The sequence below is a fragment of the Paenibacillus sp. J31P13 genome (assembly GCF_056269295.1).
Genome location: NZ_JBWDNR010000001.1, coordinates 341,212 through 354,488, shown reverse-complemented (window position 1 = coordinate 354,488; position 13,277 = coordinate 341,212). Strand labels below are relative to the sequence as shown.

The following is a 13,277-nucleotide window of genomic DNA, read 5'->3' as shown; positions in this document are numbered from 1 at the left end:
CCATCTTTTATGCATGATAAAATGTATTTTATTGAAACATATGCGGCCATGGCGGAATTGGCAGACGCGCTAGATTCAGGTTCTAGTGGTGTAACAGCCGTGGAGGTTCGAGTCCTCTTGGCCGCATCCTACTTTGTAACTTCAAACCACTTCATTATCATGAAACGAATTCATGATAAGAAGTGGTTTTTTTGTTGCATAAATTCACAATAAAAAAGCCCTATTTCTATGGCTGATACCTTAAGCTTGCTCGTGTCTGATTACTCTTGCTAGACAAGAAATGGTGTTTGTATGCATGGATTCATGGATGGTTGCAAAGTTAAATAAGTCACCTAGTGTTTCAAATTTCATATGACCCAATTGCAGTGCAGGCTCAAGTACATTGTCTAAAGCATTTAGAGTAATCTCAGATATAGCTTGTAATTGCTCACTTAGTAGTTTTAAAAGCTCTTCTTTGGAAGGCGGAGTTACAGTCCAGTCAGAAGGCTTGGTACCCGTAAGGAAGAGCGAATAATAATTTTCTGGCAGCTTAGTGTCTAAAACAAATCCACCACGTGACAGTAATCCGTTTAATGAAGCAATGATATGTCCTACGTTCCAACGAATCGTATTGTTGAATGCTGATGGTTGAATATCAAATAGTTCTTCTGGAATGGCTTCAACTTGCTTAATCACCATTTGACGGACTGATTTAGATGTATTAAGTATAATTTGAGACATGATAACAGCTCCTCGTAGAGTATGATTTCCCATACGATGTTACCGTTATTTGAATGTTAAATCAAGTTTGCTAATGGGTAACCAATATACAACATTTCATTATCTTACAGACAAGAACCCATCCACTCCAGTTCAACTAGAACCGGTCTATGATCAGAAGCGATATCTTCCTTTATTACTTGAGCATTAACCACGGTCCATTGATGGTTGTTTCCGTACATCACATAGTCGATCTTACCATCCTCTTCATTGGTCCATTCCGTAATTCCCGCCGTAGCATCTGTCCAATGACTCGTTAAGTTCTTAATCGAATCGGTGTCAGGAGTCGCGTTCAAATCACCAGCTAAAATATGAGGTGATGTTGATCGGAAACGTTCAATTATCTTATTTACTTGTGCAGCCTGAATACTCTTCGGGTTCCACTCCAAATGTGTCCCGGAGAACGTGAACTCAGGCAAGCCATTGGTTGGAGCAAGCTTTGCAGTTAACACAACACGCTGCTCATCTCCACTTAATTTCGGTAGTAAAAATTTCTCTGATGTGGTAATTGGGAACCGGGAAAGCAGCGCCATTCCATATTCGCCACTTGAAAGATCGATGGTTTTACCAAAAGCTACATTCATTCCCGTCCACTCCGCCAATTTCTCAGCTTGATCTTCGTTACCGCTTCTGGGAACATTTTTATCCACCTCTTGCAAGGCAACGATGTCTGGATTCAAGCTATTTATAACATTAGCAATTCGAGGTAAATTTACGATATGATCATTACCTTCACCATGATGAATGTTGTAGGACAGGATTCGTATGCTAGGCATATATATTTCCCTCTTTTCGATTACCTCTATATAGGTGTAATAATCTTATTTGTAGTTGTTTGTTCAGCAAGAATTTTCAGTTGAGAATTGCGATGCTCTAGAAATCTTTTCATATAGAATCTAGTCTTTTTCATACATATGCCAAACGTCGCTTAGAATTAAATACTATATTTTGAATCCATCCAACAAGAAGACTATGATAGCACTCTAAATCTTATCCAAAACTCATCTTCATATGGATAGTTCAACAAGTTAAGTTATCGAATGGAATATTTTCACCCGAACATTCACCAAAAATTAGATGCTCTACTACTTCCTCAATGCGTTTACGACTACATTCATCTACAAGCAGCATATCGCTTCCCCAAAAGTATTTACCATTCAAGAGTTCGCCTGTTTTACTGTTTTTTTTAGAAAGAGTAAGGATATTTTGATAGGTAAAAAATGAAGCAACCCTTCTTGAGCCATCTTTAAATGTAACTATTGCAATTCTTCCGCCTCAATCCAAATCGAATACGCCATCTCTTTCATCCAGGATCCTCCGCGTTCGATCATATCTAAAATATAAAAAAAGCCATACTCTTTAGCTTAGCATATAAACTAATTAATTCTTTTTAAAATCTCATTTTCAATCGTATAAACACCATTACCCTCGGTAGCTTCAATCTGTCCATTTCGGAAATAAATACCCGTTTCTTCATCTATTCCGTAATTTATATGGTTACTAAAGGTATTGACCGCATTTCTTAAATGACCTTCTTCATCCCACTCTGTAAAATGTACCGCAATCAATACATCGTCTATTAATCCTAAACCTTTTCTATGTTGAAATACGCACTCTACATTATCTTTAGGAGAAATAACACAAAGCTCAGGACTTATTAACGCACCTGCCGAAAAACCAGCAACAGGGATACCTGATTCATAGCTATCCTTTATTGCACTGGATATTGATGTTTCTACAATGTAATCCGCATACAAATTCGTTTCTCCACCGCCAATAAAGATACCAGAACTATTTTTTATAGCTTTGACTACATCGTCGACAGGGGTAACAGGAAGAGGTAAATAATAAAACTCTTTTAAACCTAAATCTATTAAGGCTTGCGTATACCTTGGCATATATTCTTCCCAACCTTCTCTCTCAACCAGTAAGATTGAGACAGGAGCACTCTTTTGGGCTGTTTGCTCTACAAACCGTTTTGCCATATTTAAAGTGAATGGAGGACCGCCTCCAAACAGAAATAAATGCTTATCCATGTTATCCCCCTTATCGTTTTTGCCTGCACTGATAATCATATATAGCCTTATAAAATAGAAATTCATTAAAACTTGGCCACATCTCATCCGTGAACCATAGTTCTGACTGAGCAGATTGCCATAATAAAAATCCGCTTAATCTTTTTTCACCGCTGGTCCTTATAATAAGCTCTGGATGAGGGCATTCAGAAGTGTACAGATACTTTTCTAGTTCCTCGATGGTAGGCTCACCATCTATTTCGTTCACGTATGATTTAACAGCTTGTATAATCTCATCTCGACCGCCATAGTTCATAGCAAAATTAACAGTCATACCACTATTTGAGCTGGTCGATGCTACAGCATGATTCATTATCTTTTGCGTATCTGGATTGAACCTTGATATGTCGCCGATGAATTTAATCTTTATGTTGTTTTTATTTAATTCACTCAGTCTTTTATCAGTAACAAACTCTTGGACTAAGCTAATGATGTAATCCACTTCTTGTTGTGGGCGTTTCCAGTTTTCGGTCGAAAATGCATATAGCGTTAGAAAGTCCACTTTGTTATTCTGACAATATTGAATCGTATTTTTCATCGTTTGCATACCTGCAAAATGACCTGCTGTGCGCGGTAATCCTCGTTTGCTAGCCCATCGTCCGTTACCATCCATCATGATAGCAATATGTTTTGGTAAACGTCCATTCCAATCCACTTTTTTCTTCATTTTGCTGCTTTTTAGAGCTATATTTAAATGTAATAGATTCATTATAGTCACCTCATTCTATTTTCTTATATCTGTATGTGCTTAACTTAAATCAAATGTTTTCCAGCCTGCATTTATTTCATCCACCCAACCAACTATACCATATTTTAGTATGCACAATTCTATGTTTCCATAGAAAAAACCACTTCATTTACGAAGTGGTTTCTCACAGTACCAACTCACTTACATTCACGTTATCCACTGGCTTTACGGTAGTCACTCGTGCTCGCTCCAGTATATTCCTTGAATTTCTTATAGAACCAATCCAACTGCTTGTATCCAACCTGCGTTGCGATTTCATAAACCTTTTTATCTGTGGTTTCCAGCAGTGCTTTTGCCTTCTCCATTCGGTAGCGCATTAAATAGTCGTTAAAAGATATGCCTTCATATGCTTTAAATATTCTACCTAAGTAAGCTGGGTTAATATACATTTGGTCCGCAATGCTTCTTAAGCTTATATTTTCCCCATATTCCTCACTGATGATCCGCTTAACCCTCTGCACCATGCGATGTGGCGGTGATGTCGGCGATTCTGAAACGTAATCCATAATGCTTACACACTTTTGCTCCACATATTCAAACAGCTTTTCAATCGTTTTGTATTCCATAATGCTGAGATAGTCCTTCATATTTGCTTGGAAAATGTCTTCCTCTTGTTTGGTTTTTTCCTGCAGATATTGATATAAATGAACAAATAACTCAATAATCATCGACTGAACCGTTTCCTTTGAAGACTGAGCCTCTATTAATTCACTCATCTGTTCCGAAAGTATAGAATGAACAGCGGATCGATTGCCTTCCTTAACTGCTTCCAACAGCGATTGTCCGCTTTCAGTCCTTTTCTCTATGCTGCTTGTTTGTGATTCGAAGAATTGATCGGTTGAAATAATAGGTTGTCCGCTAATGAGAAATTTTCTATCAAGCAATTTTTCTGCCAAAACAAAAGCTTCCTCAATGTTGTAAGGTGTATCAGTCAAATTAGAAACACCGATGGTTACATTTACTTTAGCATACTGCTTTGTGCATTTACGGATCATATGCGCGATCTCCAGCATCGCCGATTGTCCAAAGGCCTCCGATTTTTCAAATAAAACAATGCCATATCGATCCTTATTGACTCGGAACAAATACCCCTTACTGCCCAGCAATTCTTCTACAATATTACAAACAGAAAATCGGACAATACGCATCTCTGACTCCGTCCAATAGGAATCTGTCAGATCTGAAAATTCCACCTCAAAGACCATTAATCCAAAACGTATATATTTATCCAGATGTATATGTAATAGCGCAAACTGCGCCATGACCTCATCCTGCCTTAAATGACCACTAACCCAACGATTAAATAATTGTTCTCTAAGCGCAGGCAACCCATAGTGAATCTGTTTCTCGCGAATATACTCATTCTTCACATCATCAAGTACTCTCGTCAAATCATCTCGTACAACAGGCTTTAACAAATAATCCTTTACTCCCAGCTTAAAGCATTCCTTGGCATAGCTGAAATGCTCAAAACCACTCATAACAATAACGGGTACATTTGATAGCTTCCGAATGGCTCGAATCATCTCTATTCCGTTCAATCCAGGCATTCTGATATCCGTTATGATGAGTGAGTAATAGGAGTGTGCAATCATCTCAAGTGCTTGATCCGCGTTATTTGCCTCACCGCCTATTTGAAATCCGAACTCATTCCATTCCACCACATGTTTCATCGCTTCTATTGCACCGTACTCATCATCAACCAGCAAAACATTCAACATGACGAACATTCCTCCAGTTTTATTTATTCGTTTGAGGCAGCCTCATCCCTATTTTGGTTCCGATTCCAATTTCACTTTCTATCTCTAATCCATAGTTTTCACCGAATAACAATTGCAATCTTTGATGAATATTTCGAAGTCCTATATTCTGATTATCATCTGTATCGGATTGCTCTTCAAATTTACTCTTTATATAGCTGCATTGTGCCATGGTCAGTCCTGGACCGTTATCCTCTACAGAGATCCAATAATCACCTTGCTCTGTTATTTTCGATTCGATTAAAATAACCGTAATACCGGGCTTTCTTTCCAGCACATGAATAATGACATTCTCAACTAATGTTTGAAGCGATAAGCTGGGAATAGCTTGCTCCCGCAGCGATTCCGGCACATTTATCTCATAAATGAGACGCTCGCCAAATCGAATCGTTTGCACCCTCAAATACGTATTTACTATATCCAATTCATCGTTTAGTTTGACAACCTGCCCCTTTCTATTCAGCAAATTTCGGAAGGACTGTGCAAACAAATCGATGATTTCCGTATGCTTGTGATCTCCACTTTTAAGCAGGCTTCCACGAATCGCATTCAAGGTATTGAATAAATAATGTGGATTAATCTGCGCTTGCAGCTCATACAGCTGAGATTCTTTTGCCTTCAACTGCAATTCTTTACTCTTCAGCTTCGATTTATATTCTTCTTCTATCAGTTTGTTTAAACGTATAATCATATCATTGAAGACACGACTTAAATAACCGATCTCATCGTCTCCCTGAATACCTTGAAGAGGCTGCAGCTTCTCCATATTCATTTGTTTAATTCCTTTGGCCATTTGAATTAATTTTTTGGTCAAACTAGCTGTAATGATATACATCAGCAAGAAAGATAGAATGAGAGATACGATAAAGAGAGTTAAAGCCACTTTCTTCATATCATTAACCTTAGACAACAGGCCATCTATCGGTATAAGCGATATGACCTTTATGCCTTGAGTACTGCGTTTGGAATGCAGTGTCTGGAATAGTAGAAGGTTATTTTTCCCCTTCTCCTCAAGCAATCGACTTCCTGATTCTTTTTCTATTAATGCTTCATAAAAAAACTCATCCTGCAGCTGCCCTCCCAAACTTGTACTGCTTCCATTACGGTCAAACAATACAGTTCCGTCAGGAAAAGCGACTAAATAACGTTGATTAAGATCTTCCTTCGCTATAAATTTGAAAATATGCCGAATCTCCACATCCACTGTCATGTACATCTCTGCATCCAGCTCAAAATTATTCAATCGCTGCGTAAGCCGTATAATTTTATTGTCGCCTTCTACTGGTGTCCAGCTTCGAGATTTCCTTGGGTTGATCTTATAGTCCTTGTACCATTCCTGTTCATACGCTTCTTCTATAGGTCGGATAATCCCCATTTGGGCGGATTCGTTATCCGTATATATCTTAAAATTGAGCACATTCATTGAACCCAAAATTGAACTTGAAAGCGGTTCAATAAAGTCTGCATACATATAATAAGCCTCAGGTGTTGAGGAATAGACGGTTGATATGCGATTTTGCACTTCATCGTTTGTAAACATAAAATCAACTAATTGCTCATAAGACAACAGGAGATTTTCAATATTTTGAGATAGCTGAGATAAGGAGTACATTTTATTTTTCTCTATTTCTTTATAGACCGTTTCACCGCTGTATTGCTGCAAAAAATAAGCAAGGGAACCAAGTAGAATGGCAACCACCATCATATTACTGAGAAACATTTTTGTGCGAATATTCATGATAGATTAATCACCTTTCCTGGCTCCATAAGAAACAACCTCACGATTATACCATTATCGTGAGGTTGTGATTTACAATATTACTTACCTACAGCATCATTGTATTGCTTCATGTAGCTTTGCCAATTATCTGACCATGCTTTTTCGACTTTTTCACGCCCTGCTGTATCCACCTTGCTGGAATAATTCGTCCATAATTTTTCGAAGGACTGTTCATCACCGGAAAAGACAATTTTTGGAACCTCACTTGTGTAAATATCAACAATACGTTTCAGTTCTACTTTATTGCTTTCTGGTTCATTTAATTGCCAGGTATAGGCTGGAACGGTCTCTAGTTCAGGCAGAAATTCTGCCCATACCTTTTTGTTATAGTGCGCCAGAAAATCAATTGTGGCCGAATCATATTTACTACTTACGTAATCTTTGGTAATTGGCGTTGCATAATCGCCATCTTCAAGCATACTTCCGTTTCCAAATGAAAGTACTTGATATGGCCCTGATGGACCATCCATATATGTCAAATCCGTATTTTTAGCCAATTTATCCTCATATTCCTGATTCATAACACGTTTTCCGTCTACCACATCATAATGAAGACCTTCTATACCCCAGTTAATCAGCTTTTGACCTTCATCTGTGAACAAGAAATCAATAAACTGAATGATGCGTTCCGGATGTTTGGCTTTATCGGAGATCGCCCAGTTATTATTGGAGTTCGTCGGTGTTTTTGTATTGGTGTGATCTACTATTTGTTCATTATATAATAGAGAGAAGCTTGCATACTGCTGCTCAGCTTTGCCAGAAGCTCTAAGCGCTTGTTCCGCATTCCCGATTGTCCATGAAGGATAATAACCAGCAAGAACCGTACCTTGCGCCAATTTTGATTGTGACATCTCGGCATTCATTGTAAAGAATTCCTTGTCCAGCAAATTTGCGTTGAATAGCTTATTCAGAAAACCAAGATATTTTTTCATATGCTCGGATACAAAGTTAATCGAAAGGGTATTATCACTGTTCACGAGAAATCTCGCATGATCAGGCAAACCTGCCGCCATAAAAGCAGGATTATTGGTTAACATGTCAGGCTCTGCCGAACCGCCGTATCCAGAGAATGGTATTGTCCGTTCACCGGTTTCAGTAGTCGGATGCTTGCTGTAATAATCTTGAATCAAGGTATATAGCTGATCTAGCGTCTTAATTTCAGGGTAACCCGCATCCTTTAATACATCATAGCGGACAAGGAAACTCGCTTCATTATTGGGTGGTGTTTCTACTGCAAGGTTAGGACTGAATAGAGAATAAATATGCCCGTCAGCATCTTTTAATAGATCAAAATAATCACCAAACTTCGCCTTAATGTTGGGACCGTATTGATCAATAAGGTCCTCCAGCGGAATAACTGCTCCCGCATCACGGTATTTTCCAATATGTCTTGGCTGCAAATAAAGAACGTCTGGATAATCCTCACCCGCTAACCAGAGATCCATTTTTTGATTTCTGTCCCCTACAATCGGAAGATAGTCGAAGGAAACGCCTGTTGCTTCCGTCAGCTTCTGAGAAACGTTATTGTTCCAAGTAAATTGGGAATTGAGCACATTCAGTGTATATTTAATTGGCGCTTGCTTCCCTTCTGCACCTTCTGTATTGGAAGCTTTATTTTGATTTGACGCATCATTACCTGAACAAGCGGCAAGAATTGTTACGAGCATACAGAGTGATGCAAATACAGAAATTATCTTTTTCACAAAAATACCCTCCTCATTCTCTATTATTCTTTCATTGCGCCTATCATAATGCCTTTAATAAAGTATTTTTGCATAAACGGATAAACAAATAGTATCGGTACAGTAACAATAATAGTCATGCTGGCACGAATAGACTGCGGCGTCGTTACACTCAGCACCTCCTTATCCACATGCCCGGAAGCGCTTGAGGTTACTTGCTGCATCGATTCGGTCAAAATTTTCATCAGTTCATATTGCAATAATGATAAGGATTGTTTACTGTTGTACAAATAATTATCGAACCATGCATTCCAGTGGCCAACTGCTACAAATAATGTAATCGTCGCGATAACCGGCATACTGATGGGCAGTATGACTCGAAATAATATGCCGAAATCACTCGCACCGTCAATTTTGGCCGATTCAATTAACCCTTCTGGTAATTGTTCAAAGAAAGTGCGAATAATGATGACATTAAAAGCGGCAATAAGTCCCGGAATGATATAAACCAAGAAGGTATTATTTAGCTCCAAGTTTTTGATAAGTACATAAAACGGAATGAGTCCGCCATTCACATACATGCTGAAAATAAGTATAATGTTGAATGGTTTTCGAAGTAAAAATTCCTTGCGACTCAATGTATAGGCAAGCATGATTGTACATAGAACGGACAAGCTTGTACCGACTAACGTTCTTATTACAGAAAGCAATGCAGCCGAATACAATTGATTATTTCGAAAAATAATGGCGTAGTTATCAAGTGAAAATAATCTTGGAAAAAGATAAATACCGCCCCTACTGGCATCTACGGAATCATTTAGTGAAATGGCGAGCAAATTCAGGAAAGGGTACAATGTCATAATACCCAGCAACGTCAACAACAAATTATTTATGATTTGGAACAATAAATCATTAGGTTTACTTTTAGCAAGCATTCAGACCTCTCCCTTCGCTTCTAAAATACGTGAGCTTGTCCGAATTTTTTGGCAATTTTGTTGACAAAGAGAACGAGTAATATGCTGATAACCGATTTAAACATGCTAATGGCTACCCCATACGAATACTGTCCGATACCAAAAGAATAATCAAGCGCATATAGATCGAGCACCTTCGAATACCCTTGAACTAAAGGATTCCCGAGCAGCATCTGCGATTCATAACCACCTGCAATCAAGCTTCCTGTATTCAGAATGAGCAACATAACCGCTGTTGGCATTAGCCCTGGTATAGAGATATGCAGCATTCGCTGAAAGCGATTTGCTCCATCTACTTCGGCAGCTTCATAGGTTTCTTGGTTTAAACCTACTAGAACAGCCAAATAGATGATCGTACTCCAGCCCAGCTCTTTCCACAATCCGGACACGGTGTGAATAATCCAGAACCATTCACCTTTGGACATAAAGAGGATCGGTTCACTAACAATTCCCCATTTGATTAACAATTCATTTACAATACCGCCATTTGGAGAAAGCGTTACCATTACAATGTTTGCAATAACGACCCATGAAACAAAATGAGGAATGTAGGTAATCGTTTGAATCGTTCGTTTAAAAAAACTAGAGCGAACTTCATTAAGCAGCAAGGCTAGAAGTATAGCGCCAAAAAAACCAGTAGTGAGGCTCATCACGCTCATTACTAACGTATTTCGAAGCACTAAAAAAAACATCTCATCCTGAAACAAGGCCGCAAAATGCTCAAACCCTACAAACTTGCTTCCAAATATCCCTTTCCCGGGTGAATATTGCTGAAATGCCATGATCCAGCCCCAAAGAGGTACATAGTTAAACAAAATAATAAGCGCTATGAATGGTACAGACAGAATCAAGAGTTGATATTGTGAGCTTAATCTCTTTATATAGCTTTTTTTATTGGGCTTTTGTTGTTCACTCCATACGGTACGTTTTGCAACTATGCTTTTCATTTACAATCACCCCTCTAATTCATTCAATTGAGAGCGGTTTTTTTACAGAAATAGAAGGTAATCTGCGCATCCTCTCTATTTTCCTCCCTCCTTCTAAAATTATCTATTTTCTACTACTGTGCGACAACCGCATGAATTGCACTTCTTACCCTAGTAAATGCACTACTATCCCTACAAAATAAAAAGCTTAATATAAAAATAGAACGAGATTTTTGGATAACACTATTCTTTTGTAAAATAATTCCGTATAATGCTAGTGCATAACTACTTGTTCAAAGGTGAGTGTCTTAATGAAGAATAGTCAATCTGTGAAGACCAGTTTAAGCTACTTTTTGTTCTTCTATGTGTTCATTTATGCTGGAAATGCCGTATATGGCACGTTTCTTCCGCTTTATTTTCAGGATATCGGCTTCACTGCCATGCAGATCGGTACGCTGCTTAGCTTAGGTCCATTCGTTGCTATTCTTGCTCAACCCATCTGGGGAGCACTTGGAGATCGTGCGAGAACGAAGAATTTAATCCTTCTCATCCTACTGGGTGGCTGCGGGATTACGATGATTTTATACCCCTTGTCTAATGCGTTCACTTACTTATTGCTCATGATTTGTATCTTTACTTTTTTCCAAACCTCGATATTTGCGATCAGCGACACCATTACGCTAGAGGTATTGGACAAGCATAAATTAGGTAAATTCGGACATATCCGTCTGGGAGGAACGATTGGCTTTGCTATTATGTCTCTCGTATTCGGGATCATTTCCAAAAACCATATCGGCTCCTTATTTGCCGTTTATTCCAGCATCATTGTTGTCGCTTTCCTGCTCGTTCTAAAGTTCCCAAGAGTAGAAGGACATCAATCGCAGGGCCGAAAAATGTCGATCCTGGTGCTCTTCCGCAACCGCATGCTTATGCTCTATTTTGGAATCAATTTTATCTTGCAGATCACTTTAGGCTACTATTACTCATTCTTCCCTATGTATTTCAGAGAGCTTGGCGGAGATAACGTCATGATCGGCTGGTCAATGGTAATTTCATCATTAAGTGAAGTACCCTTCTTATTATTTGCAGACAAAATATTCAAACGAGTGAAGATTCCTTTTATTTTATTAGGCGCTGCGGCGTTTACGGCATTGCGCTGGTATCTATTTTCTATCATAGAAGCACCAATTTGGGTTCTTCCTGTACAGGCTTTGCATGGACTCATGTTCATCGTCTTATCCGTCACAATGGCAACCTACATTAACAAAGAAGTACCTATGGAATTAAAAGCGAGCGGTCAAACATTCAACGGTTTGATGAATCTTGGCGTTGCCCGTATCATTGGCAGCTTCGCTGGCGGTATTGCAACGACCAGCTATGGTATCCGCAACGTATTTACGTATAATTCGATCATCGCACTCTTATGTATGGGGGTATTCGCTTTCTTCTTCTGGAGGGGACGTGATTCAAAAACACTCGTAACCAAAGATGTTTCTTAAACAAAGGGAAATAGAAAAAAGGGTTGAACAGCATAAAATTCCTGTTCAACCCTTTTCTTTGGGTCCTAGTCTGATAATCGGACCGCGAGTAGGTTATATTTGAATGTGATTTATAGCTGCTGCTCCTCTTGGTAAAGCACGGTGGATAGATAACGTTCACCATTACTCGGTATAATAACCACAACACGTTTTCCTTTGCCTAGCTTTTGGGCTACCTGCAGAGCAGCGTAGATCGCTGCTCCCGATGATATGCCTCCCAGAATTCCTTCCTCCTTTGCCACTTGGCGAGCTACTTCGAAAGCTTGCTCGTTTTGCACCTGAATGATCTCGTCATATACTTCCGTATCTAATATGGATGGTATGAAGCCCGCGCCAATTCCTTGAATCTTGTGAGGAGCGGCGGCACCTCCAGACAGTACCGGTGATGCGGCAGGCTCTACTGCTACAATATGGATGTTAGGAAAATGCTGACGAAGCACTTCACCTGCTCCTGTAATGGTGCCCCCTGTTCCAATACCTGCAACAAATGCATCTAACTGACCGTCCAAAGAATGATTTACAGCCTCAACAATTTCCGGTCCTGTCGTTTCACGATGAATTTTCACATTCGCTTCATTATCGAATTGCTGAGCTGGATAATAATGCGGATTGCGATCTAAAATTTCCTTCGCAACACGAATGGCTCCCTTCATCCCTTCTGCGCCGGGCGTAAGGACGAGCTCCGCTCCGAACGCCTTTAGTAAGCTTCTTCGCTCCAAGCTCATCGTCTCCGGCATGACGATAATCGATTTATAGCCCCGTGCTGCTGCGACCATAGCTATCCCAATGCCAGTATTACCGCTCGTTGCTTCAATAATGGTATCGCCGTGCTTCAACTTGCCTTCCCGCTCCGCCTCCGTAATGATGCTCAGTGCGATCCGATCCTTTACGCTGCTGCCCGGATTAATGAACTCCAGCTTCAAATAAATTTCCGCACTGTCCTCAGGGACAATCTGACCTAGCTTTACGAGCGGTGTATTTCCTATTAGCTCCGTTATGTTCTGAACGACCTTCGACATACCCTATTCCTCCTCA

At 39.5% G+C, this 13,277-nt stretch carries 11 protein-coding genes and 1 tRNA gene; 2 read left to right on the top strand and 10 right to left on the bottom strand.

The window, feature by feature from the left end; genetic code table 11:
• The first annotated feature begins 42 nt into the window (after window positions 1-42).
• Window positions 43-126, top strand: a tRNA-Leu gene (locus tag AC0YOD_RS01385).
• Between the two features lie 114 nt (window positions 127-240).
• Here the strand turns inward: AC0YOD_RS01385 and AC0YOD_RS01380 are convergent.
• The 9 genes from AC0YOD_RS01380 to AC0YOD_RS01340 all read right to left on the bottom strand — a co-directional run bounded on the left by AC0YOD_RS01380 (window position 241) and on the right by AC0YOD_RS01340 (window position 10,725).
• The gene (locus AC0YOD_RS01380) at window positions 241-720 is read right to left on the bottom strand and encodes a DinB family protein (protein WP_475797460.1); all 480 of its coding nucleotides are present in this window, start codon (window positions 718-720) and stop codon (window positions 241-243) included.
• A 104-nt stretch (window positions 721-824) separates the two neighbouring features.
• Entirely contained in the window at window positions 825-1,535 is a 711-nt protein-coding gene (locus AC0YOD_RS01375) for an endonuclease/exonuclease/phosphatase family protein (protein WP_475797459.1), read from the bottom strand.
• A 600-nt stretch (window positions 1,536-2,135) separates the two neighbouring features.
• Window positions 2,136-2,795 carry a Type 1 glutamine amidotransferase-like domain-containing protein gene (locus AC0YOD_RS01370; protein WP_475797458.1) on the bottom strand — a complete coding sequence of 220 codons (660 nt, stop codon included), beginning with the start codon at window positions 2,793-2,795 and terminating at the stop codon, window positions 2,136-2,138.
• 10 nt (window positions 2,796-2,805) lie between these two features.
• Complete coding sequence (uppS, locus tag AC0YOD_RS01365) at window positions 2,806-3,543, bottom strand: polyprenyl diphosphate synthase (protein WP_475797457.1); 738 nt, start codon at window positions 3,541-3,543, stop codon at window positions 2,806-2,808.
• A gap of 191 nt (window positions 3,544-3,734) precedes the next feature.
• Window positions 3,735-5,303, bottom strand: a complete 1,569-nt coding sequence (locus AC0YOD_RS01360; protein WP_475797456.1) for a response regulator transcription factor — start codon at window positions 5,301-5,303, stop codon at window positions 3,735-3,737.
• 19 nt (window positions 5,304-5,322) lie between these two features.
• Entirely contained in the window at window positions 5,323-7,080 is a 1,758-nt protein-coding gene (locus tag AC0YOD_RS01355) for a sensor histidine kinase (protein ID WP_475797455.1), read from the bottom strand.
• A gap of 80 nt (window positions 7,081-7,160) precedes the next feature.
• Entirely contained in the window at window positions 7,161-8,825 is a 1,665-nt protein-coding gene (locus tag AC0YOD_RS01350) for an extracellular solute-binding protein (RefSeq protein ID WP_475797454.1), read from the bottom strand.
• Window positions 8,826-8,848: 23 nt separating this feature from the next.
• Window positions 8,849-9,739, bottom strand: a complete 891-nt coding sequence (locus tag AC0YOD_RS01345; protein WP_475797453.1) for a carbohydrate ABC transporter permease — start codon at window positions 9,737-9,739, stop codon at window positions 8,849-8,851.
• A gap of 20 nt (window positions 9,740-9,759) precedes the next feature.
• The gene (locus AC0YOD_RS01340) at window positions 9,760-10,725 is read right to left on the bottom strand and encodes an ABC transporter permease (protein ID WP_475797452.1); all 966 of its coding nucleotides are present in this window, start codon (window positions 10,723-10,725) and stop codon (window positions 9,760-9,762) included.
• Window positions 10,726-11,015: 290 nt separating this feature from the next.
• Between AC0YOD_RS01340 and AC0YOD_RS01335 the strand changes: the two genes are divergently transcribed.
• Complete coding sequence (locus AC0YOD_RS01335; protein WP_475797451.1) at window positions 11,016-12,203, top strand: MFS transporter; 1,188 nt, start codon at window positions 11,016-11,018, stop codon at window positions 12,201-12,203.
• Between the two features lie 110 nt (window positions 12,204-12,313).
• Here AC0YOD_RS01335 and cysK read toward each other — a convergent pair whose 3' ends face one another.
• Window positions 12,314-13,261, bottom strand: a complete 948-nt coding sequence (gene cysK / locus AC0YOD_RS01330; RefSeq protein WP_475797450.1) for a cysteine synthase A — start codon at window positions 13,259-13,261, stop codon at window positions 12,314-12,316.
• Between the last annotated feature and the right edge of the window lie 16 nt (window positions 13,262-13,277).

What these genes read in the sequence shown, in the direction of transcription:
- AC0YOD_RS01380 (WP_475797460.1), bottom strand. Translation starts at nt 720, where the DNA reads ATGTCTCAAATTATACTTAATACATCTAAATCAGTCCGTCAAATGGTG.
- AC0YOD_RS01375 (WP_475797459.1), bottom strand. Translation starts at nt 1,535, where the DNA reads ATGCCTAGCATACGAATCCTGTCCTACAACATTCATCATGGTGAAGGT.
- AC0YOD_RS01370 (WP_475797458.1), bottom strand. Translation starts at nt 2,795, where the DNA reads ATGGATAAGCATTTATTTCTGTTTGGAGGCGGTCCTCCATTCACTTTA.
- uppS (WP_475797457.1), bottom strand. Translation starts at nt 3,543, where the DNA reads ATGAATCTATTACATTTAAATATAGCTCTAAAAAGCAGCAAAATGAAG.
- AC0YOD_RS01360 (WP_475797456.1), bottom strand. Translation starts at nt 5,303, where the DNA reads ATGTTGAATGTTTTGCTGGTTGATGATGAGTACGGTGCAATAGAAGCG.
- AC0YOD_RS01355 (WP_475797455.1), bottom strand. Translation starts at nt 7,080, where the DNA reads ATGAATATTCGCACAAAAATGTTTCTCAGTAATATGATGGTGGTTGCC.
- AC0YOD_RS01345 (WP_475797453.1), bottom strand. Translation starts at nt 9,739, where the DNA reads ATGCTTGCTAAAAGTAAACCTAATGATTTATTGTTCCAAATCATAAAT.
- AC0YOD_RS01340 (WP_475797452.1), bottom strand. Translation starts at nt 10,725, where the DNA reads ATGAAAAGCATAGTTGCAAAACGTACCGTATGGAGTGAACAACAAAAG.
- AC0YOD_RS01335 (WP_475797451.1), top strand. Translation starts at nt 11,016, where the DNA reads ATGAAGAATAGTCAATCTGTGAAGACCAGTTTAAGCTACTTTTTGTTC.
- cysK (WP_475797450.1), bottom strand. Translation starts at nt 13,261, where the DNA reads ATGTCGAAGGTCGTTCAGAACATAACGGAGCTAATAGGAAATACACCG.